The sequence below is a fragment of the Pseudomonas sp. GW823-FHT01D03 genome, from assembly GCF_058798255.1.
The window spans coordinates 2,748,758-2,770,025 of record NZ_JBXAKK010000001.1 but is presented as its reverse complement, the minus strand read 5'-3'; the positions used below and the strand labels follow the sequence as shown (position 1 = coordinate 2,770,025).

Genomic DNA, 21,268 nt, shown 5'->3' with positions numbered 1-21,268 from the left:
AGGCAACTGTCAGCCCCAGCCACAAATCGCGCGCATAAAAAAACGCCAGCCCTTTCGGACTGGCGTTTTTTCTGAATATGGCAGGGGCGGCTGGATTCGAACCAACGCATGGCAGGATCAAAACCTGCTGCCTTACCGCTTGGCGACGCCCCTGTATCTCAAGCTCTGTAACAAGCTCTGCGAGAATGGGCCGCAATTTACCAAGCTTTTTTTGATCTGGGAAGCCCTGAGTGCAAAAAAATTTGTTTTAAAACAGCCAGTTATTTCTGAGCCAAGGCAAACGCCACAATTCACCTCGATAGATTCAGCGCAATCGCCTCGCGAACCAGTGCTTTCAAGGCCGGCTCATCGACCTGGTCGCCCTCATGAAAATCAATCGCCCGGCGGGTGTTGCCCTCAAGGCTGGCGTTGAACAACCGCGCAGGATCGGCCAGCGCCGCGCCCTTGGCGAAGGTCATTTTGACTGCCGCCTTGTAGGTCTCCCCGGTACAAATGATCCCGCCCCGTGCCCACACCGGAACACCGCGCCACTTCCACTCCTCCACCACCTCGGGATCGGCCTGATGAATGACCTTGCGAATATCGCTGAGCATGACGCCACGCCAATCGTCCAGTTCAGCGATTCGTGCGTCGATGAATGCCGAGGCGTCGGTGGGTGGTTTTTCAGGTCTCATGGCGAGCGTTCTCTTCGATGTGGTTTACAAGCCGATTTGCTTGAGCCCTTCACGCATCCCTTGATCCGCTTGCTTGCACCATTGTTCGAGGCTCAGGTCCGGCGGCAGGTTGCTTTTCAGGCTCTTGTATTGACCGTCGGCCAACACTTCGCCTTTGCGACCGAGACTTTCGTTCTTGTCGCCATCAGCCTTGTCGAACGCGCCCGGCATATTCGCAACGAACGCCACCATCTTGTTGGCGTATTCCGTGCTGTCCGCTTTCAGGTAGCCCTTGTCGACGCAATGCTTGATCAGGCCCGACATGTTGCGACCGGTGTCGTACATGCCTTTCAGGGTAGCGGGATCTGGTGCTTCTGCACGGGCCAGGGTGGAGAGGCCGAAAGTGGCGGTCAGTGCAAGGATCACAGCAGTGTTTTTCATGCTCATTCCCCAGATTTCCAGTGAAACTTCTCAATTCCAAACCCGCCGCTTACCAGACTTCCAGAGCTGGCGCACAAAACCCGGTAACGATATCCATCACCTCCAGAATCCGATCCTCCAACTCTTCATCGGCATCACCGCGCATTGACCCCAACAGTTCATTAACCGATATAGCCGAAAAACCCTTATCTCGATACTTCAGCAGGATTTCCCGTATCGAAAGAAGATCATCCCCCCTCCTCAATGCGCCGGACAGTTCATCGTCCAACGGTTTATCAAGCGTTTTCATCATTGTTTCTCCCAATGCTCAGCCGTCGACCCTAGTGCCTTCTGGTAATCAGAAAGTGGCATGGCCTTACTAGGCTGAATGGTTCCGTGAGTTTTTTTGTCTTGCACGTAACGAAGACTTTCCGGAAGTGAAGCGGTATTCAATTTGCAGGCGCTGTCTTTGCCGGTTCCGCCGGGTAACGTAGAGGGGCGCCGATGATCCGGCAGGTTTTGCGGAGTATCCGGCGCTACGGACATCCCACCGGTATTGGGATGAACGTTCCCATCTTTATCAACTGGAATATCGACAGGACGTACCCCTAGGCCACGCGCGGTCGAGTCAGCAATGGGCTTTCCTTTTTCGTCGGTTTTCATGGCCCGATAGACATCGACCCCCGTCAGGCCCATCGGATCCACCCACCCTGTAGGGTTCGGACCATAGGTGTAGAGATTCAGACCGCCCGCGTAACCGATCGGATCCTGGCTGACGAATCGCCCCACCGCCGGGTCATAGTAACGATGCCGGTTGTAATGCAGCCCGGTCTCATGATCATGGTACTGCCCCGGAAATCTTATAGGATTTCTCACATCACTTTGTCGGGCCGATTGCGATTGCTGCTCCGATATCGCCCCCCATGCCTTGTACTGAGCCGTCCAGACCAACTGCCCCTCAGAGTCGGTCAGTTCCTGAGGCGTACCCAGGTGATCGCACTGATACCAGAGCAAAACGTCAATTGGCTGAACCGTGACCTTGCGATTCCACAACGGATCGTCATCAAGGCTGTACTCTCCCTGATACTCAGGCTGATTCGTCAGTGTAATCGGGGCATGTCGTATGGCCTGTGCTACAGGAATGAAACTACCGGGCTCGAAAATGTAGTGCACCGTGCGTCCGGCACCGCCATCCAGTTGCGCGGCACTGCTTTCCCAGGCAAGTCGGTTACCGTCCCAGCCGTAGAGCGTGAAGCCACAGCCGTACTCTCGCTGTATGCGTGCATGCTCGTTCCGGTTCCAGTGCGACCCCGCCTCGGGACGCCCCTTGGAATGGGCGACAGAGTTTTTGTGAAGACGACGTCCAAGAGCGTCATAGGCGAATTCAACCGACAAGCGTTGATCTTCAAATCGCACCAAACGGTCAAACAGATCCCATTGCAGGAAGCTCCGCTGATTGTTTTGCAGATGCTCGATCAGGTTGCCGCGCTCATCGTATGTGAACTGATTACCTTCGTACTCGTGTAGCAGGTTGTCTACCTGCCTCTCCTGGCGCGGAGACCGATCCAGTGGTCGTCGAATTTCACTCGCCTTTTCATCAAGCAGATTACTGGCCGGGTCAAAGGTGAATGTTTCAACCACCTGTCGTGTCGCCGCTTCCAACAGTCGACCGAGAGGATCGTAACGGTATGAAATCGGGCCTCTTCGGGTATCGTTGACCGCAGTCAGTTGACCCGCGGCATCGTATTGATATGTCCGTTTGACAAGCGTCGCACCGTCCTCACTGCGCCCCAGCACCTGCTCCTGCAAACGACCGGCAGAATCCCACTTTTGCGTCTGCTGCAGGTGGTTGCCCTGATGCCGGACAATCTCACGATGAAGGTCGTCGCGCTCCAGGCCAATCAGCTCGTGCTCGTCCAGGCGTAGCCCCAACAAATGACCACTGCCATAGGTGAGCCAGCTGACACGGTGCCCGTCCGGACGAACTGTCGCGACCCGATTGTTGAGCACATCGTACTCGTGCTGCCACACGCCAACTACCGGGGACTGGTCCAGCCCAAGGTAATGCTGATGCTCGCGCAGCACATTGCCGGCCAGGTCGTGAAACCACTGTAAACGACTGTCTGCGTTGGCGGCTTCAATCAGGTTACCGTTGCCGTCATAAATGAAGCGCTCGCTTTGCGATTTCTCACCATGACTGGCGCGTCGCTCAATCAGGCGTCCCATGGCATCAAAGTTCACGCAAATCACACGCTCGCCGTTGACGATATGACTCAAATGGCCCGTATCAGAATCATACCGATAGCGGGTGATACGACCATCAAAGCTCTTTTCTTCCAGCAGGCGACCTATCGGGTCGTAGAGGAAATGCGCCCGGCTCTCGTTTTCGTTGTCCAGCGCCTGCAAGCGCCCGAGACGATCCCAGCGGTAGACCAATGTATGCTCATCAGCATCGATGCGCTCGGCTACAAGACCCGCAGCCGTATATTTCCAGGTAGTGCAGCGGCCAAGACGATCCGTGTGCGCGAGCAACCGGGCTTCAGCGTCTCGTTCAAAATACTCCTCGGTCTTGTCCGGGTGCCTGATCCAGGCCAGCTGGCCCAGTCGATGCCCGTACTCGGTACTCTGGCCGACCGCGTCGGTAAAACAGATCATCTGTCCAAGTTCGTTGTACTCCCAGGCACTGGTCTTTCCTGAGCAGTCGACATACTCGATCAGTTGACCGGCATCGTTGTAGTCGAGCTTCTTCTCATTGCCGTCGGCGTCTTTGATCGCTGTCGGCAACCCTGCCAGGCTGTAGGCGAACTCCGTTACGTTACCAAGGGGATCGACTGCTTCCACAAGGTTGCCATGATCGTCATAAGCACGCTGCCACTGCCCCCCTTCTGCATCGCTGATCTTGATCAGTTGATCCAGATCGTCGTAGGCAAAATGCAGCACGCTGTCGTCGGCACGCAAATGTTCGACGACGTTGCCACGCGCGTCGTAGATGAAGCGATCAGTTGTGCCGTCAGCGTGTACGTGTCGAATCAGGTTTTTCGCTTCGTCACGGAACAACCATTCGGAACGTTCATCCGGATGGCGAATGCGGTACGTATAACCAAGAATGTCGTAGTAGTGCCAGGTTTCGTTACCGTACGCATCGGTGACATAGGTCAGGCGAATATTCTCGTCCCACTCAAGGCGCGTGTCGAAACTGCCGTCGTCCGCCCACTCGCGAACGGCCCGGGCATCAGCGCCTGTGCCCTGCCATTCCAGATTCATGCCCCGTCCGGTCCGATCGGTGTAACGACGGATCAGATGATGCTGGTACTCATAGCTCCAGGCCGCCCCGTTCTCGTCCTGAGCCTGAATCAAATCACCGACATTGTCGTAGTGATAGGCACACAGTTGACGCTGAGGAACACCGTCGCTGATCAGCCAAAGCCCCTTCACGCGACCGTGCTCATCAAGCAGGGTGCCGAGGTGATATCTGACGTCGGCCATATCACCCTGATAGGTAATCAGGTCGGACAGCACCGGCATTCCTTCGTGGCGATGCTCGTAGTGCAGCATGATTCCCGCACCGTTGCGCAAAACCACGCCGACCAGCACGAAACGTTGTCCACGACGCAGATAGGTTTCCTTGCGTTCAAACCCTCTGCACAACAGAAGCTGGTCATCGGTCACCCGTACCAGCGTCATGTTTTCAATGGCATCGTAGTGAGTCTGCCCTGTCTCGGGCAGCACATAGTCGTGGCTGCGACCATCAGCGTCATGGAACACCAGACTCCCGCCAACACAGTCAAAACGGGTAGTCAACGACGTAATCCAGCGGGCGCCCATCTCGCTGGCGTCATACGCATCCAGACGCGAACAGTAGGTGCGTGTCCACTCGAGAGGGAATGCACCAGGCAGGTTGAAATCCATATGGCTCAGCGATTCAGAGCCCAGGGCAAAACTGATGCTATGCACCGTGCCCGGCATGACGCCGTTTTTACATGTTTTGCAGTTATGCGTCGCTGGCGCTTGTTGGCTGCTGGCTTCAAGCCGCCCCTCTCCAGCCCTGTGCTGAGTCTTTGAAGTAGTATCCGGCTTGACGCTGGCCCCTTGACCATGTGCTCGACGCTTGCGCCAGGTCATAACAGAACCTGCCAGCATCTGCAGCAGCCAACCGATTGAATGCTGAACAGCGGGATCACCCAGCTTGTTCATTTGAGTGCGCAACTCCACACCCATAGTACGAAGCATGCCGGTATTGCTCAGCACCAAAGCCTTGGCACTGTCCGGCAACAGGTTCTTTGCCGCACTGTTGGCAACACCTTTACCGGCAGCCTTGTAGGCGCTGAACGCTGCGCCGAAAATATTACTGATAGCTGCCTTGGGGTCATGCAACAACTGACCTCCGGCCGCACTCATCTTGGCACTCGCCGACTTCATGTCGCCTTTTGCATCGAGCTTGCCGTTGACGACCGTTTCCAGTCCCTTGGCGATTTCGTTGACCGCGTTCTGGCCAAGCTTGCCGCCGTTGTCGAGTATTTCAGCCAGCTTCGGCTTGGCCTGCTCTACAAAGTCATCGATCGTACCGACAATGGTGGCATTCAAATGTCCGATCAGGACTTCGATCAGCGAATCGCCCAGCAGCATCTTGGCGCTGTTACGAAGCTCTTGACGCACCAGTGACAGGGTCGGACGCAAGGTCATACGCGCCGAGGCCATTGTGGGTGGGGCCGGTAAAACACCGATCAGATTGATACCCAGGCTGACCCAGTCCAGAATCTGGCGTTGCTTGCTTTTGGCAAGGACAACAATGTCTCCGAGCGCATCCACCAAGGCCATGATGTTGCCCACCACCGGCAACGCTCCGGCAACGTTCTTGACGCGCTCAAGAGTGACTACTCCACCACTGATCGATTGCAGCCAGGCATCGAATCTGGCTGCACCGCGTCCGACATCCTTAATGTCAATGGTGTTGAGCGGAACGATCGCCACTTGAGGTTCACGTACTTTCGCGACAGGCGTTTCAGTCGTCATGACTGCATCTCATCCGTAAGATAGTTCAAGACTTTAAAGAAATGATTGATGGCCTGGGCCTGCCAACACTCATGCAACAAACATCAGGTGATGCCCGGCATATGCCGATGCGGTACATGTTGATTCAACTGATCACAGCCCCTTTCGGGCCGCTTGCAATCAGCGCAGCACCGCAAGCGGTTTTCATACCGTCCAGAGCGATGGGCGTGCCATCAACGGTGTAGGTGCTGCTGCCCTCTGCAATCGGGAAAACCCCTTTGCACAGTGGACAGCTGACCTTGTGACCGACCCCGGCAACAGGCTTGCCATTGAGATCGGTCTGGGAGAAGGCTTCGAGCACCTTGCCACCGTGGGTGGTGGAGTCGCCCAAGCGAATGGCGTCTTTCATGTTGTCACTCCTTTGACTTGATCCTGGTCTCGTGACCTTGCCGTCCGCTGGCCTGTCAGTCAGCTCTGCAGCCACCAATTGAGCAGCGTTTCATCATCTTCATCATCAATGTTTTTATAGATATTGGCGTAATACCATTCGAGTCCGGTTTTCTCGCGGAACCGATCAAAAAACGCATTGATGCTGTCCATGCCATTGCTTGACGGCACAGCCAGTGACAGGTTGCCTTCGAAAACGCCATCCAGCGTTCCACCCAGTTCATTGCCGACATCAGTTTCCAGTTGTGCAATGACGTCCTCGGGGATGTAGTCGGCGTAAATATGAATACAAAAATTTCCTCCGCGCTTCAGGACTTCAGCGTGAGTGTTTTTGTTTTTTATCGAGATGATGTCACCTCGAGCCAAATTCAACGCAAGACCAGGTGAGGACAGCAGCTGATAAGTATCCTGCCCCATCGCGATTGCAGGGAGCTCCTCGAATACAGGGCCATCGTCATCTGATACAAACACCTCAATCAGAACAGGCAATTCTTTATCGTCCATATGGCGCTCCACAACTTCCACGTTCGACACACGACATCCCTTCTTTCACGTAACCGCTGTTTCCAGCACTCAGGTTACACGATGCGCCCTCAAGATCTACGTTGACATCGGCCAGGTTGCCGCCATTCGAGGTCGCCACATTTTTATGCCCCAAGTGCATGTCATCAGGATTGCTAGAGGTATGCCCGCACCGCCAGCACTTGTACACACCCACCGGTTTGCTTTTGGCAATAAGTTTTTTGCGACATGCCGCTTGTCCTTTCCGACTACCGCCGCCGACCTTGCTCGCAGCGATGTCTTTAGCGGAGGCTCCAGCACCGTCCTTCAGCGCGCGCTTGGATGGCGGTTTTCTGACCAGACCTAAAGGATCCACCCACTGCGTCGGGTTAGGCGCGTATTGATGAAGGTTGATACCGCCCATCAGACCTATCGGGTCTTTCGAGATGAAGCGACCTACATGGGGGTCGTAGTACCTGTAGCGGTTGTAGTGCAAGTCTGTTTCGTGATCGTGGTACTGACCCTGGAAACGAATTGGATTAGTCAGCCCGCGCCGCACTGCCGAGGCTGATGTCTGTTCTTTCACCTGCCCCCACGCTTTGTATTGAGCGCTCCAGGCGATCTCACCGTCTTGATCGGTAAGTTCCAATGGTGTGCCTAAATGGTCACACTGATACCAGGCCAGGGCATCGAACGGTTGTGCTTCAGGAGCGTGACTCCACAGCGGATCATCTTCAAGATTGTCGCCGCCGACATATTCAGGCTGACTCAACAGATCAATCGAGGCGTGTGTGAGGGCTTGAGCCACCGGTACGAATGTGCCGGGTTCATAAACGTAATGGACGGTGCGACCTGTCCCCCCATCAATAGGGGCTGGACTGCTTTCCCAGGAAAGGTTGTCCCCGTCCCACCCGTACAAGGTCAAGCCACAGCCAAGCAAGCGCTGAATGCGCCCCTGCTCATTTTTATTCCAGTGCGAACCTGCTTCAGGACGGTTCACATAATGGGCTGTCGAGTGCTTATACAGCCGGCGACCCAAGGCATCGTAGGCGAATCTGACCGAAAGACGATCATCCTCAAAATGCACCAACCTATCGAACAGGTCCCATTGCAATCGACTGCGTTGACCATTGTGCCAACGCAATGTCTGGTTGCCACGATCGTCGTACTCGTAATGAGTACCGACGTATTCACGTAAAAGATTGTCTACCAACCGACTACGTGCCGGGGCCTGATCAAGAGGCCGGCGCACTTCTGTCACCTTCTCGTCGAGCAGGTTGCTGGCAGGATCGAACGCGAAGTTTTCAACGCCGAGGCGACTTGCTGCGCTGATCAGTCGCCCGACCGGATCATAACGGTAGGTAAGCGGTCCGCGACGAGTATCGTTCAGCTCGGTCAACTGGCCGACCGCATCATATTGGTACTGGCGTTTGAGCAACGTCGAATTGTCGTCGCTTCGACCGAGCAGTTGCTCCTGTAGCCGCCCTGCCGGATCCCACTTTTGCGTCTGGCGCAGGCGATTCCCTTGATAACGAGCGACTTCGCGATGTAAATCATCTCGCTCATAGCCGACCAGTTCGTGATCATCCAGTTTTAACGCGAGCAAATGCCCACTGCCGTACGTCAACCAGCTAACCCGATGGCCATCCGGACGAGTCGTGGCGACACACTGATTGAGGGCATCGTACTCATGCCTCCAGATGGCAACGAGCGGTGCATCCAGATCCTGATAATGCTGGTGCTCTCTGATCAGATTACCGGCCGAATCATAGAACCACAGCAACCGGCTCTGGTCGTTCGTGGCCAAAACCATGTTGCCATTACCGTCATACGCAAAGGATTCGCTTTGAGTCGCATTGCCCAGGCTCGCATGGCGTTCAACAAGCCGCCCCATTGGGTCAAACGCCATCGAAATGATGCGCTCACCGCTGATGGCGCTCGCCAACCGCCCGCTCTCAGCGTCGTATTGATAGCGTGTGGCAAGACCGTCGAAGCCTTTTTCCTCGAGCAATCTTCCGACAGGATCATAGTGAAACCGGGTGCGCTGCTCATTTTCGTTTTCGAGTGCTATCAAACGGCCTAGCAGGTCCCAACGGTAACGAAGCGTTTGCTCGCAGGCGTCTACTCGCTCGGCAACCAGACCGGCCGCGTTATAGCTCCACGTCGTACAGCGATCCAGACCGTCAACATGAGCGAGCAGACGCCCTTCGGCATCACGCTCGAATCGCTCCTCGGTTTTATCCGGATGCGTTATCAAGGCGACATGCCCGGCCTTGTACTGATACTCGGTGCTTTGCCCCGCTGCATCGGTAAAGCAGATCATCTGACCGCGATCGTTGTATTCCCATTCGCTGGTCTTGCCGGAGCAATCGGTATATTTGAGAAGCTGACCGGCAACGTTGTACTCAAGCGTTTTCTCGTTGCCTGTTGCATCCTTGATAGCGATCAACTGACCTGCTTTGTCATAGGCGTACTCCGTCGTGTTGCCAAGCGGATCGACCGACTCCACCAGATTGCCGGCGTCATCGTAAGCTCGTTGCCACTGACCGCCTTCTGCATCACTTACCTTGATCAGTTGGTTGAGATCATCGTAGGCGTAGTGAGCGACACTGCCGTCGGGACTGATGTGCTCGAGCAAATTACCGCGCTCGTCATAGCTGTAGCGATCGGTGGTGCCATCTGTATGAACGTGACGAATCACGTTCTTCGCATCATCGCGAAAGAACCACTCTGAACGTTCATCGGCATAGCGAATCCGGTAGGTATAGCCCTTGATGTCGTAGTAATGCCAAGTCTCGTTGCCATGGGCATCAGTCACGTAAGTCAGGCGGATATTTTCGTCCCATTCAAGGCGAGTATCGAAACTGCCGTCATCCGCCCACTCGCGCACAGCCCTGGCGTGCGATGTGTGACCATCCCACTGCAGATTCAACCCGCGGCCGGTGCGATCGGTATACCTAGTCAGGAGGTGATGCTGATACTGATAACTCCAGGCAGCACCGTTTTCATCCTGCGCCTGGATCAAGTTGCCATGGATGTCGTATTGGTAATGGCACAATTGCCGTACAGGCGCGCCGTCACGAATCTCCCAGAGACCGCTCAAGCGTCCTTGATCATCAAGCAGCGTTCCGATGTGCAAGTGAACTTGCGTGACGTCACCTTGATAGGTGATCAGGTCGGATAATACGAGGGCGTCCCCATGACGATGCTCGTAATGCAGCATCAGCCCGGCACCACTGCGCATTTTGACATCCGTCAGCCAAAAGGAACGACCACGACGGACATAGGTTTCCTTGCGCTCGAAACCGAAGCAAACGAGCAGTTGATCCTCAGCGGAACGAACCAGAGTGAGATTTTCAACGGGGTCATAGTGAAAGAGGCCTGGCTTGGGCAGGGGGAAGTCGATGCTACGACCATCGGCTCCAAAAAAAACCAGTCCATCGTCCTTGCAGTCGAATCGGGTCGTAAACTCCGTTACCCACCGTGCCCCTGATTCGCCATTGTCAAAAGCATCGAACCGGGAGCTGTAGGTGCGCACCCACTCGATAGGAAATGGACCCGGCAGGATGAAATCGGTATGGCTCAGTGACTCGGATCCCAACGCAAAACTGATGCTGTTGCAAGTACCCGCACAAGCACCATTTTTTTTGCCATTGGCGTTGGCGTTCGCAGGAGCCTGATGGCTGCTGGCCTCGAGTCGTCCTTCACCTGCCTTGTTCTGAGCCTTACTGGTGGCGTTGGGTTTAACGCTGGCACTCTGTCCATGCCCACGACGCTTGCGCCACGTCAACACAGCACCGCTGAGCATTTGCAACAACCAACCAATCGTGTGACGCGTTCCCGGGTCACCCAATTTGCTCAATTGGGTTTTGATCTCAGGCCCCATCGCTCTCAATGAGCCGGTGTGCGTCATCACCAGTTTTTTGGCCTGATCCGGCAGAAGATTCTTCGCCGCGCTGTTGGCAACCCCTTTACCCACGGCTTTGTAGGCACTGAATGCCGCCCCGAAGATATTACTGATCGCCGCTTTGGGATCGCTGAGCAGTTGATTGCCCGCCGCCGTGATCTTTTGTCCAGCCGCGCGCGCATCGCCTTTTGAATCAAGCTTGCCATTTACAACGGCCTCAAGACCCTTGGCAATTTCGGTGACTGCGCTTTCGCCCAGTTTTCCTGCATCGGCGAGAATGCCCGAGAGTTTGCCTTGAGCCTGTTTCACGAAGTCATCGATCGTGCCGACGATTGTCGCGTTCAAATGCCCGACCAGCACTTCGATCATTGAATCGCCCAACAGCATCTTGACGCTGTTACGCAATTCCTGACGTACCAGAAACAAGGTCGGACGCAAACTCATACGAGCAGCCGCCATGGTCGGAGGCGCAGGTAAAACACCGATCAGGTTGATCCCCAGGCTGACCCAATCAAGCAACTCCCGCTGCTTGCTTCTGGTAAGCGTGACGATATCGCCCAGCGCATCGACCAGCGCCATGATGTTGCCGACAACCGGCAGCGACCCGGCAACTCCTTTGATTCGATCGAGCGTGACGACACCACCGCTGATGGATCGCAGCCAGGCATCAAACCGGGCGGCACCACGACCTACGTCCTGCACGTCCAGCGTGTTGAGCGGAACGATAGCGACCTGCGGCTCGCGCTTCTTGGCAACGGCTGCCTCAGTCATGAGAGCACCTCCCCATTCAGCAGGCCAGGCGTCTTAAGCGATGGTTTGGGCAAGGACGGGGCCGGGAGGCTTGGCAGTTTCCCTGCCTTGCTCGCTGCGCCGAGGATGCTCAATGCACTCGGCAGCGCCGCACTGGCAAGTTTCGGCAACCCGGCCACCCCGCCCTGCACCGCCCCTTTCACCTGCTGCGCCGTCTGCATCGCGCCCTGTGCGGTCTGCATGGCGCCCATGCCGCTCTGCGCCAGTTCCTTGCCCTTCTCCAGCATGTCCCAGTTCTTGTTCGGCAGAACCTGCGCAACCATCGCCTGCACCTGGCTCGGCACGTCTTCTGCGGCTGGCGGTTTCAGCGGCCACTCCGCTTTGCCGATGTAGCTGCCCTCACTCCAGGTGTCCGCCGGATCCTTGCCGAACAACACACGCGCGGGGCCTGGTGCAGCGCCAGAAACGCTGGCGAAACCCTTGGCGTCGAGCTTGCCCTTGATGCTTTTGCCGAGGGCGTCGATGACTTCGTAATCGCCTTCCTTGATGCCCTGACGCCCGGCGTACTGGTTGAACAGCTCCAGATTGCCTTTGCCCGGTTTCGGCGGTTCCGGGAATACCCCGGCCAGACTTTTCGCCCCGGTGTAGGCAAAGTTCGCCGCGTGCGCGGTGTACGGGCCGGTGGTGGCGTGGGTGATGCCACCAGCGTTGTAGGTGGTCGCGCTGCCGCCGCCCTGGATCACCAGTTCGGTCTTGGCGGTGATAGTGATGCGGTCGGCGTTGGCGGTGATGTTGAGTTTGGCCAGCAGGTTGATGCTGTCCTTCAAGGCCTTGACGTCGATGTCGCCGGAGGCCGCGACCAGGCGCCAGCCCATGCTTTGCACGAACAGACGCATGCCACGGCTGGCACTGGCCAGCAGGCGTTTGCCAATGGAAAAACTGGTGTGCCCGGTGCTGCTCAGCGCCAGGTGTTCGCCGGTGGCGATGTGGCTGGAGCGCGGCGTGGTCAGGGCGATACCGGCGGGGCTGGCGAGCACCAGATGCGGCTCGGTGAATTCCGGAAATTCATTGGCGGTCATATTCGCCGGGCCACTGCCGAGCACGCCTTGATGTTGCGCGTGCAAGGCTTTGGCCACATCGTCCTGATCACCAGCCTCCTGGGCCTGAAGCTCTTTGGCCTGAGTGGCGAAACCGTCCTGCTGATCGCTCGCGGTGGCGAGGCGCTCGGCGGTTTCCGGCAGGTCTTTGTGGTGCTTGGACTCGTTCGGGCGCGGCTCGGTGGTGATCAGCAGGCCGGCGCCGGCACGCACCGCACCATGGCGGTCGGTGCGCAACTCGAAACCTTCGCCACGCGGCTGACCGCCGCTCGGGCGTGGATGGGTCAGGTAGCCGAGGTTGATCGCACTGGCGCCGTGGTCACTGCGCAGCGCAATACTGATCTCACTGGTGGTGTCGTCGATGCGCAGTTCGTTGGCGCGGCTGCCCTTGTATTCCTTGCTCTTGACCGTGGCCAGAGTCTTGAAGTCCGGCAGTTTGTACGGCGGCAGATTCGCGCCGTGGTACAGGCAACCAGTGATCAGCGGCTGATCGGGATCGCCTTCGAGGAAGGTGATCAACACCTCCATGCCGACCCGCGGAATGTTGATCGCGCCAAAGGTTTCCGCGGCCCAGTTCGAGGCCACACGCATCCAGCAACTGGTCTTGTCGTCGTGCTCGCCTTCGCGATCCCAGAAGAACTGCACCTTCACCCGGCCGTACTGGTCGCAGTAGATCTCTTCGCCCTCAGGGCCGCAGACCACGGCGCTCTGAGTGCCGAGGACCTTCGGTTTCGGGTGATCGAGCGGCGGCCGGTACGGCACGTCCCACGGAATCGCGTTGAAGCGGTTGCGGTAGCCTTGGTGGAAATCGTCCTTGTTGTCGGTGGTGTCGCTGGTCACCGACTCTTCGAGCACTTGCGGCTGCTTGCCTTCATGGAAGATTTCGGTCAGCAGCCACAGATCGTTCCACGTCGGGTTGGCGTGTTCGGTCAGGGCGAGGAAATGCCCGCTGACCAGAATCGGCTGATCGCTGTTGCCCTCGGCCAGACGATAGTCGCTGCGATGGCGCTCCAGTGCGCGATTGGCCAGATGCTTGCCGCGCTCGCGGTCAACGAAACGCCCCGGGTAATCGTAATCTTCCAGATCCGGCTGGGCGCTGCTCTTGGCATCGCTTTCCAGCTCAATCTTCGGTTTGACGAAGTCGTAATCACGCCGAGTGGTGCGGCTGGTGCGCGTGACCAAACGCAGGCCGAAACGCTTGACCACCGGTTGATCGGCGACCAGTCCGGAGTCCTGCTGATAGGCCACTGGCGCCAGTTTCGGGAACACCGTCTGGTCATCGCCGAACATCAGTTTGTGGCCGCTGGACGTGTGCTGGAAGTGGTAGTGAATCCCCTCCTCCTCGCACAGGCGCTGAACGAAATGCAGATCGCTTTCGTCGTACTGCACGCAGTAAATGCGCTCGGGATAAATCGCGCTCAACTGGAAGTGATAGTCGCTGGCGAGGATGCCGTGTTCTTCCAGGACCTTGCTGATGATCTGCTGCACGGTCATCTGCTGGAAGATGCGCTGGTTGACCCGATGCGCGAGGTACGACAGCTGCGGGCGCAGGGAGATTTTATAGCGGGTCAGGCGCTTGCCGGCCTCGCCCTGGGCGATGCTGTAGATCAGCCCGTGAATCCCCGTGCCGCTGGGCGACAGCTGCAGGAACGCAAGTTTGTGCAGCAGGCTTTCGAGGTTGATCGAGGCCTTCTCACTGACCAGTTCCAGCTCGAACTCGAAGGGGCTGTTGAGCGCCTCTTTCCCGGTGAACGACAGCACCTGGAAATCGCTGTCCGCGCCATCGATGGTCAGATTGAAATGAGGCTGATTGGCCGGTGAGAACATCCCTTGTTCCTCGCGCAATGCTGCGACTGACGCCATTCCATGAAGCGTGGCGCACGCAAAAAAATCTGTAGGTACAAGCCACCCCGGCCAGCCCACTGGCCGGGGTGGTACAACCATCAGTCGCGATTAAACGACTGGAGCACGCCAGTCATCGGAGCCCGAAGTACCGGAGACTTCGTGGGTCCAGGTGATTTTGCGGTAGGTGAACTGCACTTCTTCCAGGTGGGTGAAGTGGGCGTTCGACGGGTCCTGGCAGTTGTGCATCTTGTTGTTGATGGCGACGATGATCGCGTCTTCCAGTTTGGTGGTGTAGTAGTGCTCTTGAGTACCTTGAGCCGAAGTGCGGTACCACTGGATAACGATTTCGCTCATGCGCTCGCCGGAAGTCAGCGCCGCTTGCAGCAGAGGCGAAGCCTTGTCGTAGACCTTGGTGATGACCACTGGCTTGTGCACACGCTGACCGGTTGGCTGACCGGATTGCGGGTCACGCGGGATGATCACGTCGTGGGTGAAGGCCTGAACCATGACCTGGTCTTCGTGGCCTTCCTGGAAGGTGTTGCCCACGGAGTCGGCGGTGAACGCGCCGGCAGTGATCAGACCTTGTTTTTCGCCAGTGACGGACATGTACGCTGGTGTTGCCATGGGGATGCTCTCCTTGCCTGAAAAAACACAACCGACAGGCACCATTGCCTGCCCGGGTACCTGCTCGAATATCAAGTTCCGTGCCAGCCATCATCTAGCCATTTCGGATCAATGGGTTGGCGGCAATACCTTCGCGTTCCGGCGTTTTAAACTTCGATAAACAGAAAAAAGTGCGCAAGAAGTTGCGCAGTACTGTGCAACTTCTTGCGCACTTGGCTGGAGGGCTTGGTTTAGAGAGGCTTGAAGGGAATTCTCGGGTGAAATTGGCGAAGCAACTGCGCAACTTTTTGCGCAGTTGCGGTGTTTAGATTTTCGGCGCTGACGACGCCAATTGCAGTGGACGGTAAGTTTCGACCAAGTACTGGGAATCGCGTGGATTCCCCTTCGCGAGCAAGCCCGCTCCCACAGGTTTTGCGTCCGCCACAGTATTCTCGAACACCGCAAAACCCAATGTGGGAGCGGGCTTGCTCGCGAAGGCGCCAGCCCAGTCAACAAAGAACCCGAGACGACCGTCACCTGCCTCCCCGGCTACGATCGCTGAAGGGTTGCAACGCGGTTGCACGCCGCCAGCGTAAATAACACTCGCGCACCCAACGGCAAATTGGCCTCTGCCCACAAGCGTCCGCCATGGGCTTCGATGATGGTGCGGCAGATCGACAGTCCCATGCCCAGCCCGGTCGATTTGGTGGTGTAGAACGCAGTGAACACTTCCTCTGCACGCTCGCAGGCGAATCCCGGCCCGGAGTCGCTGACCATGATCCGAACGTCTTCTGCTACGGATTCGCTGCTGATCAGCAGTCTGCGCTCGCCCGCCTCCATCACCTCCATTGCTTCCAGGGCATTGATGATCAGGTTGAGCAGGACCTGCTGCAATTCGACCCGGTCGGCCAATACCGCAGGCAAGTCGCTGGCCAATTGTGTGCTGACCACTGCCCCGCATCGTGCCGCCTCACTGCGCGTGAACCCGACCATTTCGCCCACTACCGCGTTGAGGTTCAGCGCCTGGCGTTGCGGTGGCGTCTTGCGGATCAGTGCGCGGATGCGTCCGAGCACCTCGGCCGCGCGATTGCCATCGTTGATGATGCGCCTGAGGCCCTGCTCAACCTCGTCGATGTTCGCCGGTTGCGCACCGAGCCAGCGCAACGCGGCGTTGGCATTGGTCACGGTGGCCGCGATCGGCTGGTTGACTTCGTGGGCGATGGACGCTGCCAACTGGCCCATGGTCGCCACGCGGTTGGCGTGGGACAGTTCCGCCTGGACCTGACGATATCGGCGTTCGCTCTCGCGTACTTGTTCTTCAGCTTGTTTACGCTCGCTCAGGTCGAGGACGAACGCCACGCCCTGCTGCTGACTGGCTTCGAACGCGGCCAGACCGACGATCACCGGCAGGCGGCTGCCGTCCTTGCGGATGTATTCCTTTTCGAACGGCTGCGCGCGCCCGGTGCGGATCGCGGTCGCCAGCGCAACTTCACTTTCCTCGCGCAATGGCGGCGGAGTCATGTCCCGCCAATGCACCCTGCGCGAGAGCAAATCTTCGCGTTCGTAACCGACCATGCGCAGAAACGCGTCGTTGGCTTCAATAATCTCCCCTTCAATATTCCAGACGATGATGCCAATGATGTTGGCGTCGACCAGCCGCCGAATCTTCGCCTCACGCTCGGCGACGTCGCGATACAGCCGCGCGTTGTCCAGCGAGATCGCCGCCTGTGAAGCCACCAGTCGCAGCACGGCAAAACGTGCCGGGCTGAACACGCCGCCAGACAGGTTGTTTTCCAGGTACAGCGCCCCGGCAATCCGCCCCTGATTCATCAATGGCAGGCACAGGATCGAACGCGCGCCGCGCTGATGAATATACGGGTCAGCGGCAATGGCCGGATCGGCGACGGCATCGTCCAGGCACAGGCTTTCGCCGGTGCGCAGGGTCCGGTAGAGCACTGATTCGGCCAACGCTGTCGTACTCACCGGCTCGTTGCACAACTGCGTGCGGTCGGCGCCCAGACTGGTTCGCGCGGCAATATAGGGCGTCTCGTCTTCGATCAAAATCAGCAGACCGTGCTCGGCGCCAGCCTGTTCGATGGCGGTGCGCATGACCATTTCGATCAATCGATTCAGGACAATTTCGCTTGAAACGGCTTGGGATACCTTGAGCACCGTGGCCAGATCAAGATGCTCGACCGGGGTGATGATGGTCGCGGTCGGGTTGGGCGACGCCTCTTCATTGCGCAAATAGCGATGGCATCGTTCCAGTTGTCGCACCTTGCCCTCGGCGCCCCAACGCCGATAACCGTAGCGCGCGTCTTGCAGGTACAGACGGGCGATCTTGTCCAGACCACGGGCACTGTAAAAGCGCGCGGCGAGTTCGTTGGCCAAGGCTTCGACATGCACAAAACCGCTGTCCCGGGCCAGTTGAATCGCCTGCTCGTACAATGATTGCGCTTCGATCGACTGCCCTGCAACCCGAGCGATTTCAGCAGCGACCAGCGCCGTCTGACTGGCGAAAGTCTGCGCAGACTGTTGCGCCCAGACTTGCAGTTGATCGAGGTGTTCCTTCAGGCGTTGCCGTTGATCAGGGTCTGATTCGGCGGCAGCGGCCAGAGTCAACGCGGCGTAAAAGTGATATTCGGCCTCTTCAAAAAACGAGGAGATCACCCACAACAAAACCTTTGCCTGCGCTGCGCAGGCGTCCGCCGCCGGATAATCCCCGGCCAGATAGCGCGCCTGCAGCTTGCGCACCCAATATTTGCCGCGAGCAAGCGCTAGATCCGGGGCGGCAAGGTTCGTCTCAAAACTTGCCTCATCAAAGTGCTCGTCGTTGAAACAGCCAAACTGCGGCGTCTGCCCGCGCAGCATGCGAATCAGCGCGCGTTGGCAACTGATGAAACTCACCACCAGACCGAAGCGAATCTTCTGCGCATAAGCCAGCCCTGTCTCGGCCTGAACCTGCACTTGCGCCAGCGGCTCGCCAATAAACAACAGATCGGAAATCAGGCTATTACCGGCATAGGCCGCATAAGGCAAATCGCCGATGCGGTTGCCGGCGCTGAGTGCTCGGCGCAGCAATTCGCGGCACTCACGCACCGGTCGCATCCAGCGCACCACAAAAATCGAGAAGCACAGGTAGGTACGCGCTTCGTATCGCGTCAGTCCACGGCGGTCGACCAGATCGCAGCCCAAACGGCCAAAGCGGTAACCGGCGGCATAGTCGCCGAAGCGCGGGCCGGCGACTCGCATCACGTTGGCGTAGAGCATGCAGGAGGCATCGCAGTTGCCGTGTTGCAGACTCAGACTGACGGCCTTGCAGATGGTCAGGCAGGCCAGATTGGCATCCGACTGCAACGCCGGTGCGAAGAGTTTGCTCAACGCATCCAGCGTGACCAGCGCGGCCGGATCTTGCATCAGTGGCAGGTCGATCAACTGCTCGATGCTGCGCTCACCCAGTTGCGTCCAGATCTGTTCGTACTCGAAACGCACTTGCTGATCGTCCGGATGCGCCGTCCAGTCAATGCCGACCTGACGCAAATACGCCAGGCACACGCTAACTGCGCGATCACTGCGATCGAGCAGCAAGTAGACATCCATCTGCAAACAGGTGACTGCCGCCCGTTCCACGGTGGTTATGGCGCGCTCGGCCAGCGCGGCCAGACGCGCCTCGGCCAGCGGCAGTTGCCCGGTGAGGAACTCGCACTCGGCGCGGTTCAGCGCCAGGGCAAACCCCAGTTCATGGCGACTGTCACCGTCCTGCTCGCCAAGCATCGCCGCCCCCGCGCCCAGGTAAGTCAGCGCGGACGTGTAAGCGGTCGACGCCTTGGCGCGCTGGCCTGCGAGCAGGTTGAATTCGGCCAACTGTTCGCGTTCGGCGTGGGCGCTGATCAGGCTGGCGCCGCGATTGAGCTGGCCGACGATTTCGAAGATCGCCTCTTCGCGCCCTTCGCGTTGCGTTTGCAGAGCGAGCAAGCGGCCGATGCGCAGATGCCGTTGCGCGCGTTCAGCGTCGGCGATCAGCGAATACGCGGCCTCATGAATGCGGTCATGGGCGAAGGCACAGGTGCCTTCGTGCAACTCGATCAGTTCCTGACGCACCGCCGGCCACAGCACCGCGCGTACGCGCACCGTCGACAGGTCGAGCACGGTCGCCAACGTGTCGATCCGCGCCACGTTGCCCAGGCAGGCCAGTTGTTGCAGCGCCTGGCGAGTGTCCAGCGGCAGGCGCGCCAGTTTGCCGAGCATCAGATCGACCACGTTATCGGTGTAGCCCTTGGCGTTGATCAGTGCCAGATCCCAGCGCCAGCGGCTGAACTGATGGTCGTAGACCAGCAACTGCTCCTCGAACAGCGCGTGCAGAAACTGGATGACGAAAAAGGGATTGCCGTAGGTCTTGTCCAGCACCAGCCGTGCCAATGCAACGATGCTTGCGGGAGGACAGCGCAGGGATTCGGCAATCAGTTGCTCGATGTGCACGCCGGCGAGCGCCGCCAGGCGGATCTCATCAATGTGCACGCCGGCAGTGCGCATGGCCCGGAGCTTGCCGTTGAGCGGGTGATCGGCATCGACCTCGTTATCGCGGTAAGCCCCCACCAGCAACAAGTGCCCCAGGTCCGAGCGAGTCAGCAGGTCTTCCAGCAGATCGAGTGTTGCCGCATCCAGCCATTGCAGGTCATCAAGGAACAACGCCAGCGGGTGCTCGGGCCGGGCGAACACGCCGATGAAGCGTTGCAACACCGCCATGAAACGCTGCTGCGCTTGCTGCGGCTCAAGTTCCGGCACCGGCGGCGGTTCGCCAATGATCAGTTTGAGTTCCGGGATCAGCTCGGTCATCAACCGCGCGTTCGGTGACAGTGCTTGCAACAACGCCGCGCGCCAGTCAGCCAGCACCTCACGCCGCTTGCCCAGCAGCGTGCGCACCAATCCCTGAAAAGCCTGAACCAGCGTCGCATAGGGGATGTCGCGCTGGTATTGATCGAACTTACCGGCAGCGAACAGCCCCCGCGACGGCACCAACACTTTGTGCAATTCACTGACCACCGAGGACTTGCCGATGCCCGAATAACCCGAAACCAGCACCAGCCTCGGCGAAGAAGTCTTTACCACCTGGGCAAAGGCGTCGATCAGCGTTTGCACTTCGCGCTCACGCCCGTAGAGCTTCTCCGGGATCAACAAGCGGTCGTTCGCGCCCTGCTCGTTCAGCGTGAACACCTGGATCTGCCGCGTCCGCCGCCACTCGTCCAGACAACGGCGCAGATCATGTTCGACGCCGGCGGCCGTTTGATAGCGTGCTTCGGCCGTCTTGGCGAGCAGCTTCATGACCACACGCGACAACATCACCGGTACCGTGGCCACCCGTTCACAGGCCGGCATCGGCAGCCGCGCAATGTGGCAATGCACCCACTCCATCGGGTCATTGGCGCTGAACGGCAACGAGCCGGTGAGCATCTGATACAACGTCACGCCGAAGGCGTACAAATCGCTGCGTGAGTCGATCGAGCGATTCATTCGCCCGGTCTGTTCGGGCGCCATGTAGGCCAGTGTGCCGGCGATGGTTTCCGGCGGCGCAGGCGCCTGACGTTCGCGCGGCAGACGCGAGGCCAGGCCGAAGCCAGTCAGACGCGCCTGACCGTCGTGGCAATTGACCAGAATATGCTGAGGCTTGAGATCCTTGTGCACCAGCCCGCACTGATGCACATGGCCGAGCGCGACGGCGATGTTGATCGCGTGCGACAGGCAGGTTTCCGTGTCCAGCGGTGCGACGAGCAAGCGTGACAGTGGCTCGCCGCCGGGGTCGTCGAACACCAGGCGCGTTGTCCCGCCGGCACGCTCCAGGGTTTGCGGCGACAACGCCCATTGATCGCCGAGAGAGTCCTTGAGGCTGTATTCGTGTGCCAATCGGTCGAGGGTTGCAGGCAACGGCTGATCAAGGGTCGGGCGCATCACCAGCACACTGGGACTGCCCTCACCCTTACCGCGCCCACGGGAAAACACCCGCTCGCCGTCACTCCACAAAATCTGCTGTTTGCTGGCCATACGGGTCGACACCG

10 protein-coding genes and 1 tRNA gene are annotated in these 21,268 nt (G+C 58.3%); all 11 read right to left on the bottom strand.

All coding sequences use genetic code 11. The annotated features are described in order from the left end of the window. Positions 1-78: 78 nt before the first annotated feature. Positions 79-153: transfer RNA gene (locus AC1RBR_RS12015), tRNA-Gln, on the bottom strand. 137 nt (positions 154-290) lie between these two features. Then, on the bottom strand, positions 291-674 hold the full coding sequence (locus tag AC1RBR_RS12010; protein WP_492564544.1) for a DUF1801 domain-containing protein: 384 nt from the start codon (positions 672-674) through the stop codon (positions 291-293). A gap of 24 nt (positions 675-698) precedes the next feature. Continuing rightward, positions 699-1,094: a hypothetical protein gene (locus tag AC1RBR_RS12005; RefSeq protein WP_492564542.1), complete on the bottom strand. Its 396-nt coding sequence runs from the start codon at positions 1,092-1,094 to the stop codon at positions 699-701. A 49-nt stretch (positions 1,095-1,143) separates the two neighbouring features. Continuing rightward, positions 1,144-1,383, bottom strand: coding sequence for a hypothetical protein (locus AC1RBR_RS12000; RefSeq protein WP_238547102.1), 240 nt, complete (start codon positions 1,381-1,383; stop codon positions 1,144-1,146). Next, positions 1,383-6,086 (bottom strand): RHS repeat-associated core domain-containing protein, encoded by a 4,704-nt coding sequence (locus AC1RBR_RS11995; protein ID WP_492564540.1) that lies wholly within the window; start codon positions 6,084-6,086, stop codon positions 1,383-1,385. The genes AC1RBR_RS12000 and AC1RBR_RS11995 overlap by 1 nt, the downstream gene beginning before the upstream one ends. 124 nt (positions 6,087-6,210) lie before the next feature. After that, on the bottom strand, positions 6,211-6,474 hold the full coding sequence (locus AC1RBR_RS11990) for a PAAR domain-containing protein (protein ID WP_007969244.1): 264 nt from the start codon (positions 6,472-6,474) through the stop codon (positions 6,211-6,213). A gap of 59 nt (positions 6,475-6,533) precedes the next feature. Next, on the bottom strand, positions 6,534-7,016 hold the full coding sequence (locus AC1RBR_RS11985; RefSeq protein WP_027613810.1) for a DUF4265 domain-containing protein: 483 nt from the start codon (positions 7,014-7,016) through the stop codon (positions 6,534-6,536). After that, positions 7,006-11,691 carry an RHS repeat-associated core domain-containing protein gene (locus AC1RBR_RS11980; RefSeq protein WP_492564537.1) on the bottom strand — a complete coding sequence of 1,562 codons (4,686 nt, stop codon included), beginning with the start codon at positions 11,689-11,691 and terminating at the stop codon, positions 7,006-7,008. The genes AC1RBR_RS11985 and AC1RBR_RS11980 overlap by 11 nt, the downstream gene beginning before the upstream one ends. After that, positions 11,688-14,594: a type VI secretion system Vgr family protein gene (locus AC1RBR_RS11975; RefSeq protein WP_492564535.1), complete on the bottom strand. Its 2,907-nt coding sequence runs from the start codon at positions 14,592-14,594 to the stop codon at positions 11,688-11,690. Before AC1RBR_RS11975 ends, AC1RBR_RS11980 begins: the two co-directional genes overlap by 4 nt. Positions 14,595-14,720: 126 nt before the next feature. Beyond that, positions 14,721-15,236, bottom strand: a complete 516-nt coding sequence (locus tag AC1RBR_RS11970; RefSeq protein ID WP_027613808.1) for an Hcp family type VI secretion system effector — start codon at positions 15,234-15,236, stop codon at positions 14,721-14,723. Positions 15,237-15,764: 528 nt separating this feature from the next. Continuing rightward, the gene (locus AC1RBR_RS11965; RefSeq protein WP_492564534.1) at positions 15,765-21,254 is read right to left on the bottom strand and encodes a trifunctional serine/threonine-protein kinase/ATP-binding protein/sensor histidine kinase; all 5,490 of its coding nucleotides are present in this window, start codon (positions 21,252-21,254) and stop codon (positions 15,765-15,767) included. Between the last annotated feature and the right edge of the window lie 14 nt (positions 21,255-21,268).

Excerpts from the sequence above, each read along its gene's own strand:
- AC1RBR_RS12010 (WP_492564544.1), bottom strand. The coding sequence starts at position 674 with ATGAGACCTGAAAAACCACCCACCGACGCCTCGGCATTCATCGACGCA.
- AC1RBR_RS12005 (WP_492564542.1), bottom strand. The coding sequence starts at position 1,094 with ATGAAAAACACTGCTGTGATCCTTGCACTGACCGCCACTTTCGGCCTC.
- AC1RBR_RS12000 (WP_238547102.1), bottom strand. The coding sequence starts at position 1,383 with ATGAAAACGCTTGATAAACCGTTGGACGATGAACTGTCCGGCGCATTG.
- AC1RBR_RS11995 (WP_492564540.1), bottom strand. The coding sequence starts at position 6,086 with ATGACGACTGAAACGCCTGTCGCGAAAGTACGTGAACCTCAAGTGGCG.
- AC1RBR_RS11990 (WP_007969244.1), bottom strand. The coding sequence starts at position 6,474 with ATGAAAGACGCCATTCGCTTGGGCGACTCCACCACCCACGGTGGCAAG.
- AC1RBR_RS11985 (WP_027613810.1), bottom strand. The coding sequence starts at position 7,016 with ATGGACGATAAAGAATTGCCTGTTCTGATTGAGGTGTTTGTATCAGAT.
- AC1RBR_RS11980 (WP_492564537.1), bottom strand. The coding sequence starts at position 11,691 with ATGACTGAGGCAGCCGTTGCCAAGAAGCGCGAGCCGCAGGTCGCTATC.
- AC1RBR_RS11975 (WP_492564535.1), bottom strand. The coding sequence starts at position 14,594 with ATGTTCTCACCGGCCAATCAGCCTCATTTCAATCTGACCATCGATGGC.
- AC1RBR_RS11970 (WP_027613808.1), bottom strand. The coding sequence starts at position 15,236 with ATGGCAACACCAGCGTACATGTCCGTCACTGGCGAAAAACAAGGTCTG.
- AC1RBR_RS11965 (WP_492564534.1), bottom strand. The coding sequence starts at position 21,254 with ATGGCCAGCAAACAGCAGATTTTGTGGAGTGACGGCGAGCGGGTGTTT.